Source organism: Wolbachia endosymbiont (group B) of Athalia cordata, from assembly GCF_947251845.1.
In the GTDB taxonomy this organism is placed as follows: Bacteria; Pseudomonadota; Alphaproteobacteria; order Rickettsiales; family Anaplasmataceae; genus Wolbachia.
On the sequence record NZ_OX366383.1, the window covers coordinates 254,615 to 279,117 of the forward strand.

23 protein-coding genes are annotated in these 24,503 nt (G+C 33.7%); 15 read left to right on the plus strand and 8 right to left on the minus strand.

Translation table 11 applies throughout. From position 1 onward, the window contains the following. Window positions 1-10: 10 nt before the first annotated feature. A complete protein-coding gene (locus OPR30_RS01305) occupies window positions 11-280 on the minus strand; it encodes a hypothetical protein (RefSeq protein ID WP_010402566.1) in 270 nt (89 codons plus the stop codon). A 208-nt stretch (window positions 281-488) separates the two neighbouring features. Here OPR30_RS01305 and OPR30_RS01310 point away from each other — a divergent pair, with 208 nt between their 5' ends. From OPR30_RS01310 to OPR30_RS01335, 6 genes are read left to right on the plus strand one after another with little or no spacing between them, the layout of a single operon-like run. Next, complete coding sequence (locus OPR30_RS01310) at window positions 489-1,214, plus strand: F0F1 ATP synthase subunit A (RefSeq protein ID WP_007302047.1); 726 nt, start codon at window positions 489-491, stop codon at window positions 1,212-1,214. A 59-nt stretch (window positions 1,215-1,273) separates the two neighbouring features. Then, on the plus strand, window positions 1,274-1,501 hold the full coding sequence (locus tag OPR30_RS01315; protein WP_006014985.1) for a F0F1 ATP synthase subunit C: 228 nt from the start codon (window positions 1,274-1,276) through the stop codon (window positions 1,499-1,501). A 3-nt stretch (window positions 1,502-1,504) separates the two neighbouring features. Next, window positions 1,505-1,984 carry a F0F1 ATP synthase subunit B family protein gene (locus OPR30_RS01320; protein WP_007302046.1) on the plus strand — a complete coding sequence of 160 codons (480 nt, stop codon included), beginning with the start codon at window positions 1,505-1,507 and terminating at the stop codon, window positions 1,982-1,984. Between the two features lie 7 nt (window positions 1,985-1,991). Next, window positions 1,992-2,468 (plus strand): F0F1 ATP synthase subunit B family protein, encoded by a 477-nt coding sequence (locus tag OPR30_RS01325; RefSeq protein WP_052264897.1) that lies wholly within the window; start codon window positions 1,992-1,994, stop codon window positions 2,466-2,468. Between the two features lie 5 nt (window positions 2,469-2,473). Then, window positions 2,474-4,063: a glycosyltransferase family 2 protein gene (locus OPR30_RS01330; RefSeq protein WP_264375029.1), complete on the plus strand. Its 1,590-nt coding sequence runs from the start codon at window positions 2,474-2,476 to the stop codon at window positions 4,061-4,063. Beyond that, window positions 4,045-5,034 (plus strand): COX15/CtaA family protein, encoded by a 990-nt coding sequence (locus OPR30_RS01335; RefSeq protein ID WP_265030921.1) that lies wholly within the window; start codon window positions 4,045-4,047, stop codon window positions 5,032-5,034. The genes OPR30_RS01330 and OPR30_RS01335 overlap by 19 nt, the downstream gene beginning before the upstream one ends. On the opposite strand, the gene OPR30_RS01340 is transcribed toward OPR30_RS01335, so the two are convergent. Continuing rightward, window positions 5,017-6,987 carry an ATP-binding protein gene (locus OPR30_RS01340; protein ID WP_265030923.1) on the minus strand — a complete coding sequence of 657 codons (1,971 nt, stop codon included), beginning with the start codon at window positions 6,985-6,987 and terminating at the stop codon, window positions 5,017-5,019. The two genes, OPR30_RS01335 and OPR30_RS01340, sit on opposite strands and share 18 nt — an antisense overlap. Before the next feature lie 61 nt (window positions 6,988-7,048). Next, complete coding sequence (locus OPR30_RS01345) at window positions 7,049-7,717, minus strand: ankyrin repeat domain-containing protein (RefSeq protein ID WP_265030925.1); 669 nt, start codon at window positions 7,715-7,717, stop codon at window positions 7,049-7,051. 151 nt (window positions 7,718-7,868) lie between these two features. On the opposite strand from OPR30_RS01345, the gene gltX reads away from it, so the two are divergent. Further along, on the plus strand, window positions 7,869-9,221 hold the full coding sequence (gene gltX, locus OPR30_RS01350; RefSeq protein ID WP_265030927.1) for a glutamate--tRNA ligase: 1,353 nt from the start codon (window positions 7,869-7,871) through the stop codon (window positions 9,219-9,221). Between the two features lie 851 nt (window positions 9,222-10,072). Here gltX and OPR30_RS01355 read toward each other — a convergent pair. Next, on the minus strand, window positions 10,073-10,528 hold the full coding sequence (locus tag OPR30_RS01355; protein ID WP_017532141.1) for an Hsp20/alpha crystallin family protein: 456 nt from the start codon (window positions 10,526-10,528) through the stop codon (window positions 10,073-10,075). A gap of 372 nt (window positions 10,529-10,900) precedes the next feature. Here OPR30_RS01355 and OPR30_RS01360 point away from each other — a divergent pair, with 372 nt between their 5' ends. Further along, window positions 10,901-11,608 carry a pyridoxine 5'-phosphate synthase gene (locus tag OPR30_RS01360; RefSeq protein WP_265030928.1) on the plus strand — a complete coding sequence of 236 codons (708 nt, stop codon included), beginning with the start codon at window positions 10,901-10,903 and terminating at the stop codon, window positions 11,606-11,608. A gap of 1 nt (window position 11,609) precedes the next feature. On the opposite strand, the gene OPR30_RS01365 is transcribed toward OPR30_RS01360, so the two are convergent. The 3 genes from OPR30_RS01365 to rplM all read right to left on the minus strand — a co-directional run bounded on the left by OPR30_RS01365 (window position 11,610) and on the right by rplM (window position 12,965). Continuing rightward, entirely contained in the window at window positions 11,610-11,912 is a 303-nt protein-coding gene (locus OPR30_RS01365; protein ID WP_265030930.1) for an HU family DNA-binding protein, read from the minus strand. A 145-nt stretch (window positions 11,913-12,057) separates the two neighbouring features. After that, window positions 12,058-12,507, minus strand: coding sequence for a 30S ribosomal protein S9 (rpsI, locus tag OPR30_RS01370; protein ID WP_010402504.1), 450 nt, complete (start codon window positions 12,505-12,507; stop codon window positions 12,058-12,060). Next, the gene (rplM, locus tag OPR30_RS01375) at window positions 12,507-12,965 is read right to left on the minus strand and encodes a 50S ribosomal protein L13 (protein ID WP_006014941.1); all 459 of its coding nucleotides are present in this window, start codon (window positions 12,963-12,965) and stop codon (window positions 12,507-12,509) included. The genes rpsI and rplM overlap by 1 nt, the downstream gene beginning before the upstream one ends. A 119-nt stretch (window positions 12,966-13,084) precedes the next feature. On the opposite strand from rplM, the gene OPR30_RS01380 reads away from it, so the two are divergent. From OPR30_RS01380 to OPR30_RS01395, 4 genes are all read left to right on the plus strand, one after another. Continuing rightward, the gene (locus OPR30_RS01380) at window positions 13,085-14,308 is read left to right on the plus strand and encodes a TolC family protein (RefSeq protein ID WP_264336227.1); all 1,224 of its coding nucleotides are present in this window, start codon (window positions 13,085-13,087) and stop codon (window positions 14,306-14,308) included. Between the two features lie 10 nt (window positions 14,309-14,318). Next, a complete protein-coding gene (locus OPR30_RS01385) occupies window positions 14,319-14,840 on the plus strand; it encodes a PopZ family protein (RefSeq protein WP_265030932.1) in 522 nt (173 codons plus the stop codon). A 75-nt stretch (window positions 14,841-14,915) separates the two neighbouring features. After that, complete coding sequence (locus OPR30_RS01390) at window positions 14,916-15,494, plus strand: RlmE family RNA methyltransferase (protein ID WP_265030933.1); 579 nt, start codon at window positions 14,916-14,918, stop codon at window positions 15,492-15,494. A gap of 168 nt (window positions 15,495-15,662) precedes the next feature. Then, on the plus strand, window positions 15,663-16,997 hold the full coding sequence (locus OPR30_RS01395; RefSeq protein WP_265030935.1) for an ankyrin repeat domain-containing protein: 1,335 nt from the start codon (window positions 15,663-15,665) through the stop codon (window positions 16,995-16,997). Between the two features lie 553 nt (window positions 16,998-17,550). On the opposite strand, the gene OPR30_RS01400 is transcribed toward OPR30_RS01395, so the two are convergent. After that, the gene (locus tag OPR30_RS01400) at window positions 17,551-19,128 is read right to left on the minus strand and encodes a lysine--tRNA ligase (RefSeq protein ID WP_265030937.1); all 1,578 of its coding nucleotides are present in this window, start codon (window positions 19,126-19,128) and stop codon (window positions 17,551-17,553) included. A gap of 64 nt (window positions 19,129-19,192) precedes the next feature. Here OPR30_RS01400 and OPR30_RS01405 point away from each other — a divergent pair, with 64 nt between their 5' ends. The 3 genes from OPR30_RS01405 to OPR30_RS01415 are packed head-to-tail and all read left to right on the plus strand — an operon-like array spanning window position 19,193 to window position 24,503. Next, window positions 19,193-19,489, plus strand: a complete 297-nt coding sequence (locus OPR30_RS01405; RefSeq protein ID WP_006015054.1) for a type IV secretion system protein VirB3 — start codon at window positions 19,193-19,195, stop codon at window positions 19,487-19,489. A 9-nt stretch (window positions 19,490-19,498) separates the two neighbouring features. Further along, window positions 19,499-21,904 carry a VirB4 family type IV secretion/conjugal transfer ATPase gene (locus tag OPR30_RS01410; RefSeq protein WP_264375017.1) on the plus strand — a complete coding sequence of 802 codons (2,406 nt, stop codon included), beginning with the start codon at window positions 19,499-19,501 and terminating at the stop codon, window positions 21,902-21,904. Then, the gene (locus OPR30_RS01415; protein ID WP_265030939.1) at window positions 21,897-24,503 is read left to right on the plus strand and encodes a TrbL/VirB6 family protein; all 2,607 of its coding nucleotides are present in this window, start codon (window positions 21,897-21,899) and stop codon (window positions 24,501-24,503) included. Before OPR30_RS01410 ends, OPR30_RS01415 begins: the two co-directional genes overlap by 8 nt.

Below are 24,503 nucleotides of genomic sequence, written 5' to 3' on the forward strand. Positions count from 1 at the left end.
CCTACTCTTTCTACAAAGAAAGAATTTTCTTTATATCACCTTTGCAGTCCATTTCCATGCAGAGTTGAATGTTCATATTGTGATCATCTATATGGAAATTATAAATGTAAGCATCACCAGTGAAATTTCCTATAACATCATGGCTTTCATTTAGCATTTCACCTGCCATGTGGAAAAGACCAGTGTCTGAGTTAGAAGAATAATCTGTAAACTTGATGTACCCGTTACCACATTCCTGTTCTAAATTTAAAGGTGGATTAGTAAAATCTATTTCGTTCATAATTGCCTCATATTAAAACTAAATTATAGTTAAAATAAGATGTTAAGTCAAGAATTTAGAATAAGATTGGTAGCTGACTATAATTTGCATTTTAATTGTATATTTTGTTAATATGTTAATAATACAGAGCTCCTTATCTTAATTCTTGACTTTATTCTATAAAATTTATACTTTATTTACTGCTGCAGTTTAAGTATACAGGGTCAAAATGGCGTTAAATCCGCTAGAACAATTTAAAGTATATACAATAATAGAACTACCAAAATTATTTGGGTATGACATAAACTTTACCAACTCATCTCTTTTTATGATGATCTCGGTGATATTAATGGTACTGTTTTTGCTCCTTGGAATAAGAAAAGGTGCAGTAATACCAGGATATTTGCAAGCTGCAGTTGAATATGTATATGATTTTGTTGTTTCAATAATAGAAAGTAACACTGGAAGCAAAGGTTTGGAGCACATTCCTTTGATATTTACAGTATTTATTTTCATTTTATCGTGTAATTTAGTTGGTGTTCTTCCTTATAGTTTCACAGTTACAAGTCATGTGATAGTTACCTTCGCTTTATCAATGGTGGTTTTTACTTATATAACGATTGTTGGGTTTAAAGAAAGAGGAGTAGAATTTTTACGCATATTGCTACCAAAAGGAACTCCTTCGTGGCTTGCACCTATAATCATCATTATTAAATTATTTGCTTATTTAGTAAGACCGATTAGTTTATCAATAAGGCTTGCAGCAAATATGATTGCGGGTCATACAATCATCAAAGTGATAGCAGGATTCGTCATAAATATGAACATATTTTTTACACCTGCACCTTTTTTGTTTATAATTGCACTAATAGGATTTGAAGTATTTGTTGCAGTTTTGCAAGCTTATATATTTACTATATTAACATGTGTATATTTGTCAGATGCAGTAAAGTAATTGACTTCCTTGCAGAATATTTTACAATTATATTATAAAGAAATAGTTAAAGGTAATATATGGATTTAGTGGCTTTAAAATTTATAGCAATTGGTTTGGCTGTATTTGGAATGCTCGGTGCTGGTTTAGGTATAGCTAATATCTTCTCTGCTATGTTAAATGGGATTGCGAGAAATCCTGAGTCAGAAGGTAAAATGAAAAGTTACGTTTATATTGGTGCTGCCATGGTTGAAATCATGGGGTTGCTTGCGTTTGTACTTGCAATGTTATTAATATTTGCTGCTTAACAGATGCCACAGCTTGATGTTTCAACTTTCTCTTCTCAAATTTTTTGGTTTTTAATTTTTTTCTCTTCACTTTTTTTTGTAGTGAGTTGTTTGTTTTTACCGAAGTTAGATGAAATAATAAGCACTAGAAGTAAAGAAGTGTTAGATTCATTTAATAGTTCTATTCACCTTTTAAGACTTACAGAAGAGCAAATTGCCAAGTATAATGCAGCTTTAAATCAAGCTAGAGTACGGGCAAAAAAAATCATAGATGATGCATTTGCTCAAGTAGAAGAAATGAGAGCGAATGTTAAGGATATATTGGAAGAGGAAGACAAGAAGATGATTAAACTTGTTGAAGAAAAGGTAGTACAATTTAAATCTAAGTATATTAGTGAATTAAAACAAATGGCTACTAGTATTGCTTTGATTTACTATACTAAGTTAACTAATTCTGAGATTGAAGAGGAATTTGTTGCTGACTTGGTGTCAAAAGAATTTTAGGGTTTTTATGTCTACATTACTAGTTATAAGCCTTGCTTTTTTAGTAGGTTTTATCCTCTCATATAAATTGCTAAGGAAGGTAATAAAAAACGCGCTTAACAATAAACGTAACAAAAGCAAGTTTTCAAGTGAAGAAACTGAAAAATTCAGAAAAGATATGTTGGAGTATTACAAAAAATCTTCTGAAAAATACAAAAAATTAGATGCAGAAGTTAACAAAATGATGAATGAAGCACTTGATAAGGCTAATAGTATTATTAAGCATAATAGACAGCAACTCGATCAAACGTTAGATGAAAATGCCCATTCTAATTTGAAGAAAGTTACTGACCAAGTTGAAAAAGCTCTTGGGGATTTACAAGCTAACACAGCGAGTATAGCTGCTGATGCTGTAAAAAAAATAATGCATGAACGTAAAGATGATAAGCGTAGTAGTGAGGTTATATCTTCGTTTTCACGTGACTTGAGCAAAAAGTTGCATTAAGTTTAATGCCTGTACTTCAAACTGATAATGTAGAAAAAATTAAATTTGATTCTAGTTTATGCAAAGAACAAGAGAAACTTTTCTACTATAGGTTTAATATAATTCCTTGGCAAAAATTAAATGATACTACTTTTTTTATGGTTGAAGACATAAGCCAAGATATCAACCTTTGGGTCGAATCTCATTACGGTATTGAATATGTATTGATAAAAGTAGATAGCAAACAGATTTTAAATCTTCTTAACTCACACTTTGGTATTTCAGAATTCGCAAGTAACTACTTATATTATAAGAATCCTAATTTTTCAGCTAAAAGCATTAGGCTCAGTTCAATCTTTTTTTCCTCTTTCTTTGTTATGATTTCGACTTTAACACTGACAAAAAAATATGCATATTTTGCTTTGGTGTTGATATTTATAATCGGATGTTCTAGTTCTTTATTCAAATTTGTAACTAAAATTTTTGGCTTGCGTAAAATTTCTAACCAAAAAGCAGATTATGATAAGATGAATGAACCTATATATACTATTTTATTGCCTGCTTTTAAAGAGAATGCGGTTATAAAGCAATTGATTAAGAGCATTGAAAGTTTGGATTATCCAAAATCAAAATTAGATGTAAAGCTTGTGATAGAGAGCGATGACCAAGAAATGTTAGCAGCTATAGAAAAATGCACCTTACCGCAGTATTTTGAAGTAATAAAAGTGCCTCATTCTCTGCCTAGAACAAAAGCTAAGTCATGCAATTATGCTATGAACTTTGTTAGAGGAAAGTATGTGGTAATATATGATGCAGATGACAAGCCAGATCCGTTGCAGTTAAAAAAAGCACTAATTGAATTTAATAAGGGCGACGAAAAGTTGGCTTGTGTACAGGCGAAATTAAATTACTATAACTTTGGTTGCAATTTTCTTACAAAATTCTTTTCTCTCGAGTATATGAACTGGTTTCAATATTTTTTGCCTGGATTTCAAAAAATGAACATGCCAATACCTTTGGGTGGTAGCAGTAACCATTTTTCAGTGGAAATTTTAAAGAAAGTGCTTTTTTGGGATGCTTACAATGTCACTGAAGACGCTGACCTTGGTTTGAGACTTGCGCAAATGGGATATAAAACCAGGATTATTGATTCAGAAACATTGGAAGAATCACCAACTACTGTGTTTGCTTGGATCAAACAAAGAGCACGCTGGATTAAAGGTTATATGCAAACTTATATCGTTCATTTAAAAAATATAAAATTACTTTTTAAGCACACTGGGCTTAAGGGAGTTTTGCTATTAAACCTTTTTGTTGGTTCCTCAGCTTTTATATTTTTCACGACTCCTTTTTTGTTACTTTCATTGGTTCTGACTCAAATTTTGAATGAATTATTCTTATATTATTTTATAATAGTATACGGTATTAACTTGATTTTTTTGATAATAGCTATCAGACAACAAAAAATGCCTTTTTATTTTTATATAGTATCAATATTTTTTCCCGTCTATAGTCTACTACATAGCGTTGCAGCTTTTCTCGCTTTGTGGGAATTTGTTATTCACCCTCAGCAATGGAATAAAACTCAGCATGGATTATGGAAGCAAAACCTGTAGCTATTTGGCTTTTTCTCTGCTCTCTCATGGTGATTTGCATGGTGGGAATTGGTGGATTTACCAGACTTTCAAAAGCAGGATTGTCAATCACGGAATGGAAACCAATTACCGGAACATTGCCACCGCTGAGTGAACAAGACTGGCTAAAAGAAAAATCAAAATATGAAGCTACACCTGAATATAAAGCATTTAATTATGGTATGAGTATGGAAGAGTTTCGCACCATATACTTAATAGAATATGTGCACAGGTTAATTGCAAGGCTGACAGGTTTAGTTTTTATCTTACCATTTATATACTTTACACTAAAAAAAAGAATACCTAAAAATGCAGTAATAAGGTTATCTACAGCACTATTATTTGGAATTTTACAAGCTTTTGCTGGTTGGTATATGGTAAAAAGCGGTTTGGTAGTCAATCCTCATGTTAGTCACTATAAGCTCGCACTTCACTTACTGCTTGCGTTGGTTATCTTTGCATTATTGTCGTATCAATTTTTTGATTACCAAATCAAACCAAGGCAAACTAAACTTAAGGTTAGTACATGTTACATATGGATAATTTTAATCCTAGTGACAGTACAAATAATCTTCGGTGCATTTGTTGCAGGGCTAAATGCTGGTTTAATTTACAATACCTTTCCACTGATGGATGGACAAATTGTTCCAGAAGATTTATTTTACTTACAGCCTACATGGCTCAATATCTTTGAAAATAGAGTAACAGTGCAATTCATACACCGGGCATTGGCATTGCTGATATTAGTTCTGACAGCAATACTCACAATAAAAAATGCTAGTGTAAAACCAGCATATATTATGCTACTCTCCGTCATTATTCAGGTAATTTTAGGAGTAGTCACTTTGTTGCTGCATATACCAATGGCCATTGCTATAGCCCATCAAATGTTTTCATTTATCTTATTTGGATCAGGTTTATACTGCTTGCGTTATTTAAGAAAGCAGATCTAATACTAAATCACCAGCCTGTACATTTTTCCCCTCTGTAACAGGGATATTTTTTATTACCATTTCTGATTCAGCACATATTATATTTTCCATTTTCATTGCCTCTACAACAAATAGAGGTTGTCCTACCTCTACCTGATCTCCAGCATTGACGTGTAATTTAACCAATAAACCAGATATTGGAGATTTCACAGTGTCTACTGAAATCCCTTCTGTTTTGTTGTTTAGCATTAATTTGCTTAGTTTAGCTACATGAGGTTTCAATACACAACATTTAGCTTTCATACCTGCGTGTCTTATAAAGTATTTGCTGCCTTGCCTTTCTATTTTAAGTGCTATGTTGGTATCGCCATTAATTATGATATGTAGCAATCTATAACTTGATTTCCACCTACCTACCACGGAGTATTTATTGTGGTTATATACTGTTGTTAATGTGTTATCTTGATATTTTGCATTTACGGAGTACTCATTATCGTCTATTTTCACTATGAATGCTTCATCTATTGACTTACTGTAATACTTTCCCTCATTTTCTAAGTGAACATACAGTGCAGTAAAGATAAATATTTTAATATATTCCTCTGTAATAAGATCGCCTTGAAACCCGCTAGGGTAATGATCTGGAATGAATCTCGTGTGAAGCTTTGCTGCAATAAAATTTGGATTATGGAAGATGGATTCTAGAAATTCTATGTTGTTTATTACTTCCCCTATATAGCACTCAGACAAAGCTTTTTGCATTCTGCTGATCGCCTCTATTCTATCTTTTCCATAGGTTATAATTTTTGCAATCATTGAGTCGTAGAACATGCTGATTTCTGAACCGCTAGCTACTCCATCATCTATTCTTACATCATCTGGTTTGTCGTAATATTTGATTCTTCCGCTGGAAGGAAAAAATCTCTTTGATGGATCTTCAGCGCAAATTCTGCTTTCTATTGCAGAGCCAATAAGTTTAATATCATTCTGACCAAATCTTAATTTTTCTCCGCAAGAAATTCTGATCATCTCTTCCACTATATCTATTCCAGTGACAAATTCTGTTACTGGATGCTCAACTTGTAATCTCGTATTTACCTCAAGAAAATAGAAGTTTTGGTTCTTATCTACAACAAACTCGACAGTACCTGCTGAAAAATAATCAACTTGCTTTGCCAAAGAAACACATTGAGCATACATTTTTTGTCTTACTTCTTCACTAATAAATGGGCTTGGTGTTTCTTCTATTATTTTCTGGTTATTCCTCTGTACCGAGCACTCTCTCTCCCCAAGACACACTATATTGCCGTATTTATCTGCAATAATTTGTATTTCGATGTGTCTTGGTAGTTCTATATATTTTTCTATGAAAATACTACCATCTTTAAAACTTTTCTCCGCCTCATTTGTTGCTGATGTAAATGCTAGTTCAATTTCTTTTTTGGAATGTACAATTCGCATTCCTTTGCCACCACCACCTGATGCAGCTTTGAGCATAACGGGAAAACCAATCTCTTCAGCAACGATGGCTGCGTGGGCAGCATCTTCGATCTTACCCATATATCCTGGCACTACATTTACTCCAGCTTTTCTTGCCTCTTCTTTTGCTGTTATTTTATTGGCTGTAACTTCTATTGTTTCTGCACTTGGACCAATGAAATCTATGTTATGTTTTTCCAGAGCACGGGGAAAATCTGGATTTTCTGCTAAAAACCCATAGCCAGGATGAACCGCCTCGGCACCTGTTTCAACTGCTACTTCGCATATTTTTTCGATATTTAAGTAACTAAGATAAGCAGGCGAAGGGCCAATGTGCCTTGACTCATCTGCTTGCTTTACATGCACAGAATTTGCATCTGCATCTGAGTACACAGACACACAAGATATGCCCATCTTGTGCGCAGTTTTGATTATCCTGCAGGTAATCTCCCCTCTGTTCGCTACTAAAATCTTACTATACTTCTTTCTTATCATCTTATCAGTATACTTTCTTAAGTTAAGAAAGTAAATTTCTATATTACTACCTGCAAATACTTCACACTGGGGCTAAACCACTATCTAAAAGTTGCATAACATCAGGATCTGTCACTATAGTACTTTCGTTATAGAGGCCATATACTTCATTACATGCCTTAAATAACAGATATGAAGATCCTCCAGAAGCTATTGTTGCTATTGAAGCCAATGCAAGAGATTGAGAAACTGAAAATAGAAGATACAAAGACACACACATAGTGATAGCACACACTATAGCTCCTACTATATATAAGCATATATGAAACTTCTTATTACATATAAAGCCACATTTTATATCTGCAATTTGCTTAACTTCCTCCCGCTCTGCAGGGTCCAAGAAATAAAGGGGTGATACTGCCTTCTTCCCGTCATCCTTAATATAGCTTTTATCAAGGAGTGCTTCCTTAATATATTTCTTATTATTCTTAAGTTCCTTTTCTAATCTTTTTACTTCTTCCCAATCTTTAGCTTTCTTGACTTTGCTCTCAGTATCTTCTTCTAAATACTTTATGATCTCCTTTAACGCAGATAATAGAAACCCTTTACTTGCTGCTATATGAAATGGGTTTCCATTTTCATCAATCCTATGCTTAGCTACACAAGCAACTCTTTTCTTGCAAGCTTCAATAAATTTATTTTCATCCTCTTTTATTACAACTCGTCTTGCAATTTCAAATAAATTATCCATATATACACCTCACTGCATTCACTAATATTAAATTATACAATGAAGTTTGTTAAAAATAAATGTAAATTGATCTTTCAAATTTACTATAGTTCCACGTTGTTGCAAGTGCAAATTTTAGTTATCATCGGTTACGTTATCACAACAGACAAATATGCCAGGTATAGTCACTAGATTCGCTCCATCACCAACAGGATTTTTACATATTGGAGGAGCTCGCACAGCTTTATTTAATTGGCTCTATGCGCAGCGTCATGGTGGCCAGTTTTTACTAAGGATTGAGGATACCGACAGAAAACGTTCAACACAGGAAGCAATTGATGCAATAATAGATGGGTTAAAATGGCTTGGAATAAACTATGATGGAGAAATAATATACCAATCGAGAAGAATAGCTAGACATATTGAAGTTGCAAATCTTTTAGTTGAAAAGGGTAGGGCGTATCACTGTTACTGCCCCGAGAATGAAGTTGCAGAAAAGAAGGCAAGAGCAAGAGAAGAAGGAAAAATATATAAGCATAAGTGTACTCATTCGACATCAAGCGCAAACCCTGTTGTCCGTTTCAAAGTGCCAGACTCAGAAGATATTGTTGTTGACGATAAAATATACGGCCAAGTTACAATAAGTAGCGATCAGCTTGATGACATAGTAATCTTGCGCTCTGACAATACTCCAACATATATTTTTGCTGTAGTGGTTGATGATCATGATGCTGGAATAACCGATATTATACGTGGCTCTGATCATCTCACTAATACCTTCAAACAATTACTGATATATCAGGCTCTTGATTTTGATGTTCCACGCTTTGCACATGTACCGCTAATTCATGGAGAAGACGGGAATAAGCTATCTAAAAGGCATGGGGCTACAAGTGTTTGCGATTATGAAAAGATGGGAATATTGCCACAGGCAATGCGTAATTACTTGCTAAGACTTGGCTGGAGTCATGGCAACGATGAGATTATTAGCGATGAGCAAGCAATAGAGTGGTTTAATTTAGAAAGCATCGGTCGCTCACCTGCACGGCTCGATTTCAAAAAACTGGAGCATTTGAATAACCACTATATTAGTAATATGAGCAATGAAGATATTCTGACTCTAATGCTTAGAGAAAATACTCTAACTGACAAAAAAAAGGGCTATTTACTGCAGGGACTGACAGAGCTGAAAAAAAGAGCAAACTATCTGACCGAATTATTGGATTTAGCAAAATTTTATATTCAAGTTGATTTTAGTGAAGAAGCTCAGCAAATTGTCAAATCTAACCTCGATGTAATTAAGTTACTTGCATCATTTCTTTCGAGTGTAGGTAGTGAAGATTGGAATAAGAATTTTTTATCTTCTCAGATTAAGGAATTTTCAAAATTACATAATATAAAAATGAGCGATATATACCACTCATTACGCGCCCCAATAACTGGAATAATGGATGCGCCTGGAATCATCGATATCATGGTAATTCTTGGTAAAGATGAGTGTATAAAAAGATTGCGAGCAGTTTAAATAAAAAATTACTTGACAGACTCTGGTGGCTTCATTATAGTGGAGAATGAAGATTTTTTAGGATCCAAAATCTATCTTCACCTGCAGGTTTTTTCACCAAATAATCAAATTTCAGCAAAAAATATATAAGTTTATTTTTGCTAGCTCTTTATTCATATAGGAGGGTTTATGTCTAGAATTCCTGATACTTGACTTTTATTTTTAAGTTAAAAAAACAATTGGCGCCTATGGTTTTCACATTAAATCATTTTAAATTGTTAAAGTTAATACGGGCTTTTTTTGCCTTTTTTTATTGGTATTTTTTTCATATTTTATTATATCATTATACTGTGGTACCATATAGACTTCAGTTTCATGATAAGGGGAGCAGGCTCCGTCTCTCAGCTATGGCATTAAAAAATGACTATGCATAAGATCTAATGGTGTGTCTAATCTATAGATAATTTTTTGTATTGCTAAGTTAATATTTTGCATATCTGTTCAGCAAAGTGGCAAAAAAGACAACTAAATGAGTGTCATGAAAGTAGCTTACACGTAGCTGTAGGAATTTCATTTTTTAAGGTAAATTACACAGCAAATATTGTCATTCAAGTACTGTAATTCCAGCTTCTATAATGTCATGCCAGTGCTCGACACTGGCATCGAGCAAAATTTATCACAAACAAGACAACATTTTCAATTAAAAAATCAGTGTCTGGGTGCTAAGATGACACCTTCATAAGGGAGCCAGCATCAGCTACTTTCATGACATTCATTTAGTTGTCTTTTCTCGTTTACCTTATTTTGCCACTCTGCTGAACAGATATTAAAATAGCAAGCCTCAAGGTCAGAAGCCTGCTATTACTTACTGGTTACTTTACATCAATTTTCTTGATGTGTTTCTCTGACTTAGGTATGGTTACATGCAATACCCCATCTAAAAAGTTGGCAGATACCTTATCTTGCTCTACATTTGTTGGAAGTTGAATAGATCTATAGAAAGAACCATAGTACCTTTCTTTATGGTAAAACTGCTTATCTTTTGATTCATTATTACATGTTTTTTCACCCTTCACTATTAAGTTATCGCCAGATATACTAATGTCTATGCTTTCTTTAGGAATACCTGGTAACTCTAATGATAGGCAATAGCTTTCCTTTGTTTCATAAAAATCACAAACTGGTAGTAGACTACTGCCTCTTTTGGAAAGCTCTGGGTTCCATCCTGTAAAAAAGCTATCAAATATGTCATCAACGGCTCTTTGTAACCCTCTTACACTAAAATTATCACGATTATTGTTTTTATTTAAATGAACTATATTACTCATGTTGTACCTCCTTTTACTAATACATGCATTACATAATCACTCCACTTATTAATTTCAATCCTAAATCTAAAATTTTTTAGATGCGAAAAATTTTCCCCGTTTACTATAACTTGATTATGAGAAAAAATCTTATTTGGATTACCACGAGTAGTTCTATAAACTAGATTAACTGTAAAAAAGGGCAAGTGTATGCAAATTTATTACTTCTCTTTCCACTTCCACAATCAAACAATTTTGAATGTTTCTTATTTGACTTGCCAACAATGAGAATTGGTATAACTGCTAGCTCCGTCTTTCAGCTATGGCATTAAACAATGACATGCATAAGATCTAATAATATGTATAATTTATAAATAATTTTTGAGGTAAATTGTGAAATTGGGCGTTAATATTGATCACGTTGCAACCCTTCGCAACGCACGTGGAGCTTCTTATCCAGATCCATTAAAAGCAGCAAAAATAGCTATTGATGCTGGAGCAGATTTTATCACCGTACACTTACGAGAAGACAGAAGGCATATCAGAGATGAGGATGTATTCAATCTAAAACAAAACATTAGCACTGAGTTAAATCTTGAAATCGCAGCTACGGAAGAAATGCTCAAAATAGCAAAAGAAGTAAAACCCTATTCGATTTGTATAGTACCAGAAAAAAGAGAAGAATTAACAACCGAAGGTGGCCTGAATATCGTGAATATGCACAGTAAACTTTCTGGTATAATAGAGGAAATGCATAGCTTTGACATAAAAGTCTCACTGTTTATCGATCCAAATATTAATCAACTAAAATATCTTGAGAAGCTAGAAAGAAAGCCTGACATAATAGAAATTCACACAGGGGATTACTGTGATAATCAATCAGAAGAAAAATTAAAACTTATTACTAACTCTGCAGAATACATTAATAAGCTAGGAATAGAATGCCACGGAGGGCATGGCATAAATTATAAACATGCTAAAAGAATAAAAGAGATACCTCACATCTCAGCTCTTAATATAGGCCATTCTTTAATCAGCGAGGCTATATTTCATGGCTTACATAGTGTAACTAAAAAGATGAAAATGACAATATCTAAGTAGCTTATACTTTCTCTTTGGTATTTAAAGTACTTGAAAGAGCTTGACTTGCTTTAAACCTTACTCTTTTCTTTTCAGGAACGGTCATAATCTCACCATTTTGAGGATTACAGCATTGTCTTTCCTTACTTATAGCAGTAGAGAATGTCCCTATTCCATGCAAACGTATTTCACCTTTACGATTTAGATCGTTCTTGATTGTTTCCATAAAAATATCATGAAGCTTACTCAAACTAGCTTTTGTTATATCTATACCTTGACTAGAGCACTCTTGACTCAGTTGGTTTACTATATCTTCTTTACTCATAAATTACCTTAATATTGAAAAATTACATAAACAGCATATTATGCTAATGCCAATAGTCAACTAAATTCGTCATAAAAAGAGAAAATGTCATAAACCCTTGTAAGAACTTGTATAATATTTACAAAAAAATACCATTATGAAACAATTATCTCTTAGAAAACTGACATTTTTTCCGAGCTTTATGTTGACCATATTTCTTACGCTCAACAACACGTGAATCTCTAGTTAGGAATCCACCCTTACGTAATATAGAGTGTAGATCTTGACTTATACTACTTAAAGCTCTGCTTATTCCATGAGCTAAGGCACCTGCTTGGCCAGATAGTCCTCCACCTTTTACAGTTGCAAACACATCATACCTGTCTAACATAGAAGTTACTATGAATGGCGCTTTAATCATTTGACACACTGATTCTCTTTTAAAATAAGAAATTAAATCATCTTTTTTATTAACACTAAATTTTCCACTTCCTGGCTTTATCCATACTCTTGCTACAGATTCTTTCCTTCGACCTGTGGCATATGAACGACCAAGTGAGTCAATCATTGCCTTTTTTGGCTGATCATTATTATTTATTTTCACTTTTTGCTCCATTATTTCTTATTTTTACGATTTAAAGAGGCAAAATCTATTTTTTCAGGTTGCTGTCCTTGATGCTTATGTTCTGAACCAGAATAAACATACAAATTTTCAAACCGTCTACGTGCCATAGGACCATCATCAAGCATTCTTTTTACTGCCATTTTTATCACACGCTCAGGGAATTTGCCATTTAAAATATTATCTGGAGTAGTTTTCTTTAAACCACCAGAATAACCTGTATGCCTATAGTAGATTTTATCTTTAAGTTTCTTTCCGGTAAAATGTACCTTTTCTGCATTAACAATAATTACATTATCTCCACAATCCATATGAGGTGTGTATTCAGGCTTATGCTTTCCACGCAATAGCGCTGCTACAAACGCTGCAAGCCTTCCTACTACTAATCCTTCTGCATCTATAACAAGCCATTTTTTATCGACTTGTTTCTCTTTTAAGAAAAAAGTTTTCATATATCAATACATAACAGTAGATTATGATATACTAAGTTGCTTGATAGTGTCAACAACATTAGTTATTGATTATTAAAGTAATTTATGCTAATAACTTTAATAATATGCTAGAAAGCAAAATGTTTCGATTGATTATTATATTTGTAATCGCTTTTAGTGCTATAGATTGCTATGCAATCGATTTGGAAGAGGCTATAAGCAAAGCTATCAAAAATAGCTCAAAAATAAAGTCTCAATTTTACCAATATAAAAGCGCAGAAAAATATTATAAATCTTCTGGGTTAGCTGGATTTTTACCTGACATTAATTTACAATATAATTTCGATAGTAGTTTTAGCCTGGAAAACTCTGGAAAGCATCTAATATTAAGTCAAAGAATAATAGATGGTGGTGGCACCTTTGCTACATTCAGCCGATCAAGTAATCTTCTCAAAGCAGCAAAAATGCAATTTCAGCAGTCAAAACAAGAGCTTGCACTTAATGCTGTGAAAGCATATGTTAGTGTTTTACAAAAGACAGAAATATTAAAGCTCAGAGAACATAGAGAACGCGTTTCTTTGGAACATTTGTCAGCTATGAAAAAACGCTTTTCCCTTGGAGAAGTTACTAATGCTGAAGTTTTGCTAGCAAAAGCAAAATTTTCGTCTTCTATATCCGAAAGAGTTGATGCTGAAGGTAAATTAAAATTGGCAAATATTGCTTATTATCATTTGATTGGCGAAGATGCTGATGAACTTTCTGAAGCTAATGATAAATTACCTTCTGTTCCAGAGCTAAATGAATGTTTACAATTAGCAAAAACCAATAATTTATCTCTAAAAGCAGCAGTTTATCAAAAAAGAGCTGCTGGAATGGAAGTGATCGCTGAAAGCTCCAAGTGGCTTCCTTCTTTAAATCTAAGAGCAAACAAAAATTTTGGGAAAGATGGTGTAAAATTAGACAAGCTATTAGAAAATGTTCATATAGTTTTTACTCTTGATGTTCCAATCTTTAAAAAAGGAGCGAATGCTTTTGGTGTCAGTAAAGCTAAAATGGATGCAAAAAAATCCACCTACGATTATTATGAAACGGTAAAAAATATAGAAGAAGCAGTTGTAAATGCTTGGAATAACGTGCTGACAGCAAAAGCTATTATTAAAGCAAGTCAAGAAGCGGAAAAAGCAGCAGCTTTAGCATTGGAAGGAGTTAAGCAAGAGGTAAACTTAAGTTTAAAGAGTACATCTGACCTTTTGGACACTGAAGATGCATTATTTAAAGCACGCTCCGATCTGGTTGGAGCAAAAAGCAATTATGTAATTAGTGTTTACAACTTGCTTTTTATGATAAATAGTATAAACCTTTAAATTTAATGGTATGAGCGATAATCAATCTGTAAAAGATATACTAGAAGATATAAAAAAAGCTATATCGGGTAAAAATCCAAGTGGCGATAGAGCAGAAATAATAGATGAAGATGATGACGTATTATGCCTTGAAGAGGAGTATCCAGAAGACATCGAAGAAAAAGAAAATAGTGAAGAAGAGAATAATTGCCAAAGTGAGAAAATGAATAACCAATTTAATAGCCATAGTTACAACTCAGAAGAGAAAAATTTGTATGATAATATCCAAATGAGTAATAACAAAGTGAGCTATCAAGAACAAAGTAACGAGCATTTAGTTTTAAAAGAAAATATGGAGGAAATTAAAACATTGCTTGAAAAGATGCAAAGCGAACTACGGCATAAACAACAAAAAAGAGCGGATCTTACTGTTGAAGAATTAGTTGTATCTCTTTTAAAACCTCAGCTTTCAGAGTGGCTGAATAAGTATCTACATGCATTGGTAAAAGAAGTAGTTGAAAAAGAGCTCAAAGATATAATCAATAATAAGTAGGTTATTAGTATAAAGACCAGAGTAAAAACAGCTAGAGGTAGAAAATTATCTTCAACAAGATGGCTACATCGCCATTTGAATGATCAGTATGTGCAAAAAACCAACAAGGACGGTTATAGATCGCGCTCGGCATATAAGTTAATAGAAATAGACGATAAATTTAAACTACTCCAACAAGGGCAAAAAATTATTGATCTTGGCGCTTTTCCTGGTGGATGGTCACAAGTTGCATCTCAGAAAGGAGCGAGTGTGATTGCTGTTGACATAAAACCAATAAACGCAATTAGTGGAGTAGAGTGTATACAGTGTGATATTATCAGCGAACTTGAAATTTTAAGAGAAAAATTCAAGGATCACAAATTTGATGTAATTTTATCTGATATGGCACCAGAATCTTGCGGTTTAAAATCGTTAGATCATATCAGAATTATGCTTTTATGCGAAGCAGCGCTCAATTTTGCAAAGCATTTTTTGAATCATGATGGCAAATTTGTAGTAAAAATTTTTCAAGGGGAATCTGATAAAGATTTCTGCAATGAGCTAAAAAAAATGTTTAAAACAGTAAGATACTTCAAACCAAAATCAAGTAGATCTGAATCTACAGAAATGTATTTGGTCAGCTTAGGCTTTATTGGTAGCAACCCTTCTATATAGAAGATACTTACAGAAACGTTGACGAATCTTATCCTATTAAACTGAAGATTAATAACGCTCGCACAAAAGCCCCTTTTTCTTGTTTATGATAGTTAATTAAATTCTTGACTTTATTGCTTAAGTATATAATAATTAAAGTATATTATTATTTTTATAGGAGAATTTTATATGTATTTAGCATTGTTCGAACAGATATTAAGTATAGTAAATCGTGAAAATGATTTGAATGGTGATAACATAGTTGAAAAAATAAAAGAGCAAATAAAAGAAAGATGCTCATCTACTTATGAAGAATGGAGCAACGAAAATTTTGATATAAATTATAAATTTAGTGATAATGATGGCTTTAGAAAAAAAGAATTAATATTATTACACATAGCATGTCTAAATGATGAAAAAGATGTAGTAAAAGCTCTATTAAATGCAAGAGACATAAATGTTAATTTGCAAGATGTATCTAAGGAAACCCCTTTACATTTGGCTATTGAAAAAGGTAACGAAAATATAGTAAAAGCTCTATTAAATGCAAGAGACATAAATGTTAATTTGCAAGATGTATCTAAGGAAACCCCTTTACATTTGGCTATTAAAGAAGGTAACGAAAATATAGTAAAAGCTCTATTAGCAGCACAAGGTATAGATGTTAATTTGCAAAATCAATCTCAAGAAACTTCTTTACATTTGGCTATTGAAAAAGGTAACGAAAATATAGTAAACGCTCTATTAGCAGCACAAGGTATAGATGTTAATTTGCAAAATCAATCTCAAGAAACTCCTTTACATTTGGCTATTAAAGAAGGTAACGAAAATATAGTAAACGCTCTATTAGCAGTAGAAGGTATAAATGTTAATTTGCAAGATAACGATAAAAAAACTCCTTTACATTTGGCTATTGAAAAAGGTAATGAAAATATAGTAAAAGCTCTATTAGCAGTAGAAGGTATAAATGTTAATTTGCGAGATAAAAGTGAAAGAACTCCTTTATATCTTGCTGCTAAGAAAGGCAAAATGGAGATAGTAGAGGCTCTATTAGCTAAGGGGCCTGATATTGATTTGCCAAATGAATATGGATACACTCCTTTGTATGTTGCTGCTGAGGAAAGTCATCACAAGGTAGTAAGAGCTCTATTAGAAAAAGGTGCTGATCCTTTAGTAAAAGGTCGTTGTAACAAAAATCTAGCAGAAATGGTTACTGAAGACGCGATTATGAGAGGAATAGTCTGTGGTGTTGGTATATTTATTATTGCATCTGTTGTAGCTGCTATAGCAGTTACTTCTGCATATTTTATTGGTGTGTCATTATCAGTAGGTGCTATGGCTGGGATAGCTGTGGCTGCTGCTGTACTCACAGGACTTGTTGCTGGTGGCATTATATATGAAGTGTTGAAGCCTTGTGATGAGTTAAAGGAGGCTATTGCAAAAGCAAAGTCAAGTCCTGGTAAGAAGCTAAATGGAGTTGATTTACAATCAGAAATTTCTTCAAAGTCAAGTGTAACAGTGTAGTTAAGTAGAAGGAAGAAGTCTCTTCTTCCTTTTCAAGTAGCTGACACTGGTTTCTTACCAAGAAAAACTTAGCATAACTTTTGTGCTCAAAAAAACTTCTGGATTCCAGCATCAAGTGCTGGAATGACATGGTGAAATATTATTAAAGTAGCCAGTGTCCATTTGGTGTCATTCAAGTCAGCTCTCTTCTTGTCATCCCAGTACTGGGATCCAGAAAACTGACCGGGTTGGTCACGCGCTGGCTCTCTAAAATTACTTTAGCTATGAATATTAAGAAATTTACTAAATAAAAAAAAGACAAAAAAATTCCCGTGTAACGAGTTTTAATAATGTAAATTGATAATGTGCTAACAAGCGTGATTTGGCTGAATGTAGAAAAAATAAAAAAAGCCGCTATAATTTTATGTAATTTGCCAATAAATATCTGAGTTTTTTACTGAATTTTGTCGTTGAGCCCAAAAACAAGGATAAATACCTTTATTAGTATAATAAGGAAAGTGGGAAGGTTTGTCAAGTAATAAAACTAGAGAGCTCAAATGGAGGAAGGTAAACTCTAAAGTGTACGTTCAGTAGCACTTTCTATAAGAGAGATTGTATTATCTATCCCATAAAGCTTGATAAAAGATCCCATTCTTGGACCAGTTTTTTGGCCAAGCAGCGTTTCATATAGCAACTGAAACCAATCGCGTAAGTTATTGTAATTATGTTTTTTTCCGATGGAGAAAACCTGAGATTGAATCTCTTCAGCAGTGGCTGTAATAGGCAGGGAATGTAGGTTGTTTTTTAAATCTAGTAACGCTTCTTTCTCTTTTTCGTTTGAAGCTTTATACGCTTTTGTTGGCTTGATAAAGTCGTGATAATACCTAACTGCAAAATCCGAAAGCCTATCTAGCATTTTGTTGCTTTCTGGTGTAACGTTTGGTGCATAAGTTGATATAAAACCCCAAAGAATCTCTTTATTTTCAGCATTACAAGCTGCTGCCAGGTTTAAAAGTAACGAAAAATTTATGCCTGAAGTTTCTACGTTTGGAACTTTACCCTGGTGGATGTGCCATACAGGGCTATTTACATCCTTTTCTTTACTTTCATTATAACGCTTAGCAAACTCTAAATATTCATCAGTTGATTTTGGTATCACATCAAAATATAAACGTTTAGCTTTTTTAGGACTCTGAAAGATGTATAACGCTAAACTCTCTGTGGGTGCATAAGTTAGCCACTCCTCAATTGAAATACCATTTCCTTTTGATTTTGATATCTTCTTTCCTTCTTTATCAAGAAAGAACTCATAGCAAAACAGAAGCGGTGGTTTTTCTCCAAGTATTTCACATATTTGGCTTGAAAGTATAGCAGATGGTGTTAAATCTTTTCCATGAGCTTCATAATTGACTCCAAATGCAGCCCACCTCATCCCCCAATCAGGTTTCCATTGCAGTTTACATTTTCCTTTTGTCACTGGAACTTCTATTTTTTCCCCGTTTGGGTCTTCATACGTGATTGTTCCTTTATCTGTATTTGTTTCAATTACTGGAACTTGTAAAACTTGGGAAGTTTTTGGGCATATCGGCAAGAATGGACTATAGGTTTGCTGCCTTTCTTCCCGAAATGATGGAAGCATTACGTCCATCACTTTATCATAATTTTTCAGCAGGAGTAAAAGTTTTTCATCGTAAACGCCAGATTTATAACACTCTGTTGCACTCCTAAATTCGTATTCAAATCCAAACAAATCAAGAAATTTACACAACAACGAATTCATGTGATGACCATAACTCTCATGAGTGCCAAATGGGTCAGGTATCATGGTTAATGGCTTGTTCAGATTCTCTCTTAGCATTTCCTGATTTGGTACATTATCTGGTATTTTTCGCAAACCATCCATATCGTCGGAAACTGCAATGATTTTGGTTTTTATACTAGGAGCTATTTTTTTTAGAGCGTTTGCAATAACTGTGGTACGAAACACTTCCCCAAAAGTACCAATATGTGGTAAACCCGAGGGACCATAACCAGTCTCAAATATTATCTCTTTTTTATTAGGGAATTCTTGTAGTATTTTTTCTGCTTCTTGAAATGGCCAGCTTATAATCATTGAATTTAAATTAATTATCTTACCTAAAGTGCTATTCATTTCAATAGATTTTTAATTAATGATGTAGTATTAGTGTTAGAGCTCTTATTAGAAGGTTAAAGATATGTCTACTGGCAGCATACAAACGAATCAATTATTTAAAGGTCTTACAAGACCTGCAATGCTCTTTGGTGTGAGTTATATGTTTGCAATATTAAACGTTCTAATTTGCATGCTAATTTTCATTAATACAAATGATCTTAGAGTAATTCTCCTGATGTTACCAGGTATACATGGACTTGGCTATATAGCTTCTGCAAAGGAACCGTTGTTTATTGAGTTATTTATGGTAAAGTTGGGAAAATGTTCCAAATGTTTAAATCGGTTTTATCATGGAGCCAATTCTTATGACATTACTTGATGTTATGCAATGTTGAGATTTAGAGCTATTCAATCAAAGAATAAATCTATTCTAAGTAGAGAGGTTCACGCTGCCGAATTTATACCTTATTCTTGCTATTGGAATAGTACAACCTTGATAACAAAGCAGAATTGGTTAGTTAAATTTATAAAATTAAATGGCTTTGCGTTTGAAACGGCCGATGATGAAGACTTGGTGATACAAAATAATATCAGAAATCAGATGCTAAGAAGCATTTCATCTCCAGCATTTAGTTTGTACTTTCATACCATCAGGCGTAAGAAGAATATCTTTTCTGATGAATTTGCAAACCAGAGTTTACCAAATTTTTTTGCTAACCATGTAAATCTAAAATGGAGAGAAAAACACGCAACTAGGCAATCTTTTATTAATGATTTATACATTACGATTATTCGTAGGGCAGATACAAAGGGAGTAGAATTTTTATCACATCTACTGAAAAAATTTGGGCATGTAACTTCAAAACATGCTTGGGAAAGTGATATGCGTGATACCTATGAAGATTTAGAGGAAACGACAAATCGTATAGTAACAAGCCTTAGGAATTATTCGCCTAAAGTCCTTGGAGTAAAAGAAACTCCAAACGGACTGTTTTGTGAAATAATGGAGTTTCTATCTAGAATTGTAAATTGTGGCTTTGTTACAAATACGCTTTTTCCACTAAAAACTGAAATATCAAGATACTTACCAGTTCATAGGTTATTTTTTGGCCATAAGATGATACAGGTTGTGACTCATAATGAAAGTAAATATGCTGGAATAGTTAGTATCAAAGAATATGGAAATAATACTTCCGCAGGAATGCTTGATTCTTTTTTACAACTTCCTTATGAATTTATTATCACGCAGTCTTTTCAATTTACAAATAGGCAAATGGCAATTGCGAAAATGCAGATACAGCAAAATCGTATGATACAATCTGCAGATAAAGCTATTTCTCAAATAGCAGAAATTTCTCATGCGCTTGATGATGCAATGAGTGGTAAAATTGCGTTTGGTGAACACCATTTAACTATCTTATGTATAGAAAAAAGCCCTAAATCATTGGACAATGCTTTATCATTGGTTGAATCGGAGCTTTCTAATTGTGGTGTTTATCCTGTTCGTGAGAGGGTTAATCTAGAACCAGCATTTTGGGCGCAAATTCCTGGTAATTTTGATTATATAGTAAGAAAAGGTACAATAAGTAGTCTTAATTTGGCCGGTTTTGCATCTCAACATAATTATCCTACTGGTAAAAAATTCAATAACCACTGGGGAGATGCTGTTACAGTTTTTGATACAACATCTGGCACTCCATTTTTCTTCAACTTTCATATAAGGGATGTTGGACATACTATGATAATTGGGCCAACAGGTGCTGGCAAAACTGTTTTAATGAATTTTTTATGTGCTCAAGCAATGAAATTTTCTCCAAGAATATTCTTTTTTGATAAAGATCGCGGTGCAGAAATTTTTTTAAGAGCACTTGGTGGTATCTATACTATAATAGAACCAAGAACTAAGACAAATTTTAATCCTCTGCAACTTGACGATACTCCTGATAATAAAACATTTTTGATGGAATGGATAAAATCTTTAATTTTAGTGTACAACGATAAATTCACTTCAGAAGATATTGCTAGAATTAATGATGCAATTGAGGGAAATTTTAAATTAAAAAAAGAAGACAGATTTTTGAGAAATCTTGTACCATTTTTAGGACTTGCGGGCCCTGATACTCTAGCTGGAGCAATATCTATGTGGCATGATGATGGCTCTCATGCTGCAATATTTGACAATAAAGAAGATTTGCTAGATTTTTCAAAAGCAAGAGTGTTTGGCTTTGAAATGGCTAGCTTGCTAAAAGATCCTGTTGCTCTTGGGCCGGTCTTGATTTATTTGTTTCATAGGATTAGTATATCGCTTGATGGCACTCCATCTATTATTGTTCTTGATGAAGCATGGGCGTTAATAGATAATCCAGTTTTTGCACCTAAGATAAAAGACTGGTTGAAAGTGCTGAGAAAGTTAAATGCTTTTGTGGTTTTTGCTACTCAGAGTGTTGAAGATGCAAGTAAAAGTGCTATTAGTGATACGCTTGTACAGCAGACAGCAACACAAATTTTTTTGCCAAATCTGAAAGCTACTAGTGTCTATCGAGATGTTTTTATGTTAACTGAACGTGAGTACATACTGATCAAACACACAGATCCAAGTACTAGATTCTTTTTAGTAAAGCAAGGAGTTAATGCTGTAGTAGCTAGAATAGATCTGAAAGATTTGGATGATGTGGTCAACGTGTTATCTGGACGTGCAGAAAGTGTCCTATTGTTACATGATATATTGAAAGAAGTCGGAGATGATCCAAAGATGTGGTTGCCTGTGTTTTATCAAAAGGTGAAAAATGTTTAAAACTAAACTGTCATTACTGTTAGTTGCGATATTTTTGTTAAATATAGATTTTTTGCTCTCATATCCAGTGTTTGCAGATACAGTAAGTGGTACTGACAAAACGGAATTTGTTAGCAGATTTAATTCTACTGGCAGCTTTAGTCGTGCTTCTAATCCTGACTGTAAGGCGTTTAAAACAGCTGCAGCAGTTGCTGGGATAGCAATTGCTATTGGTGCAATATTTACTGGTATTGTTTTGATTGTCTCTTCCGCTGGTGTATTTACTGCTATTGTTATTGTTGGAATGATAGCTGCAATTGTTGGAGTCTGGAAAGCAATAGGGGGGCTTGTTGTTTGTGAACATAGTTTTGTTAAACACCCAGTTGCACGTGGTCATGATGGAACATACAAAAATTTTAAAGAAGACACAGGTTATAGTGGCTGCACCAATAAAAATTACCAAACAGAAGATGAATATTTTTCTTGTTTGCAAGATAAAGCTCGGGAAAACGTGAACAAAAAAGACTATGACGGGAAAAGAGCAGAAAAAGAAGCCTTAAATTCTAACGTTCAGGAGAGTACAGAAAGTTATTACTGGCCAAAAAACGGTGTGCAATACAGTGAATATATAGAAATATGTCATCGAAATCCTTTAACTTTTGGTAATCTTTTTAACAAGAAAGACTTTGATTCCAGAGAAAAACCTGGATACATAGACTTTGATGTAAGGGAAAAAGATACTGGATATGTAGATGGGTCATGGTCCCCGACGGTCGATGGTGAGCTGAAATGTAAAGTTCTCAAAGCAGGACAGAGCGAACCCATACATGGATCAACATTTAAAGCAGTGAAAAAAATGGGCAGATTATGTGTGGAGTTAGCAAGTGTGAGAATGCTTGGTATCGAAATGACTCCTTGGCCGCAAGGGGTTGATATGGGGTGCACGGAATTGCCACCTGACCCACTTGCTCCTATGTGTGAAAAATCTGTGATGAAATTCAAAAATAAAGATGGTACGGATGAATATAATGTTGATCTTAGCGACCTTATAAATAAAGATAAAGATTACAAAACTATTATAAGGGAAAAGGAAAAAGAAGGAAAAATTTTTGTAGGTTATGACAATAAAAGCTGTTTTAGCTCGTATGTCTCTGAAGCTTGCTACAATCAAGCGGGAAGTAAGTCATTATCTCCTATTCCCATAACTTCTATGATAGTGCAATGTATTAAGGAGTCGTTAGATAATTTAGTGGCAGGTATTGATTCAAGTGGTAAATTACTTACAGACAAAAATGGACATGATAAGGGTAGTTTTTTGTCTGTAGCACAAAAAAGACTGAAGAACACTGTTACTGCTATCTTAATTTTAGCTTTGATATTGTTCTCTATAAAAGCCATGTCTGGTGGAATGCGTAGTCCACAAGAAATGTATATATTGATCATTAAGTTTGCTTTGGTGATTTACTTCACAACAGGTAGTACTATGTCTCATTATTACGGGGAATTAACAAAACTTTCGAACGGCTTATCAGAAATAGTGCTTAAAGCTTCATCTGAGAGTAAAAATATATGTAATTATGAGGCAGGTAAAGATTATGAATACAATCGTGAAGGGCAGAAGGTATCCTACAGTTATCTTGCACCTTGGGATAGGCTTGATTGCAGAATTTTATTTTATTTAGGTGCACCTTTAGATGGAATTGGTGGCAAAATTGGTACTGGAGGTGTTGCAACGTTAGCGGTTTTGCTTGGCGCTGCTCCTGTCTTGTTAGTTGCAGGTTCGGTGATTGGTATTATTTTCGCTGGTGGACAAATTTTAGTAGCTCTTGTCTGTATATTTATGGCCATTTTGCTGATGATGGTTATTTTGTGGATGTGCTATGTATTTATTTTATCTATAGTTGCTTTAAGTGTAATTGTTATTCTATCACCTTTGTTTATTCCTATGGTTTTATTCCAACACACCAAAGGATATTTTGATGGTTGGCTAAAAGAGTTAATTACCTACAGTTTATACCCAGTTATCCTTTTTGCATTTCTATCTTTTATGTTCATAGCATGTGATAAAATCTATTTTAAAAATTTAAATTTTAAACTGGACGAGTCATATAAAAATGAACAACCAGACAAGTCATATGAAAAGAAACAAGCAGAAATCTCATATAGTAAGAAAAAACAGTGGTTTAAATTGAAAGATGGGGAATGTGATAAAAATGAAACTACTCTCGCATGTATGATGCAAAATTATAGCTTTAAAAAGAGCAGCATACTTGGTCTATTCGACTTTACATACATGGAGTTTGGCAGCTCTCTAATCGGAGAATTATTAAAATTGTGTTTAGTATTATTCCTCTTTTACCACTTTTTAAACGTTCTTCCCGGCATGGCTGCTGAGCTTGCTGGTAATCACAGAGCAGCACTTGGTTCGGGTAGCACTCCTGCACAAATGGTGAATAAAGCTTTATCTGCTGCCAAAGCTGCTGCTGGAGGTGCTGGTCAAGTTGCTGCTGCGGCTGTAAATAAGGCAAGAGGGGCTATTGGAGGAGGTGGAGATGATAATAAGGGATCGGGATCTTCCTCTAGTGAATCTATAAAACCAGTGGAGAGTGAGCGCAGGTGA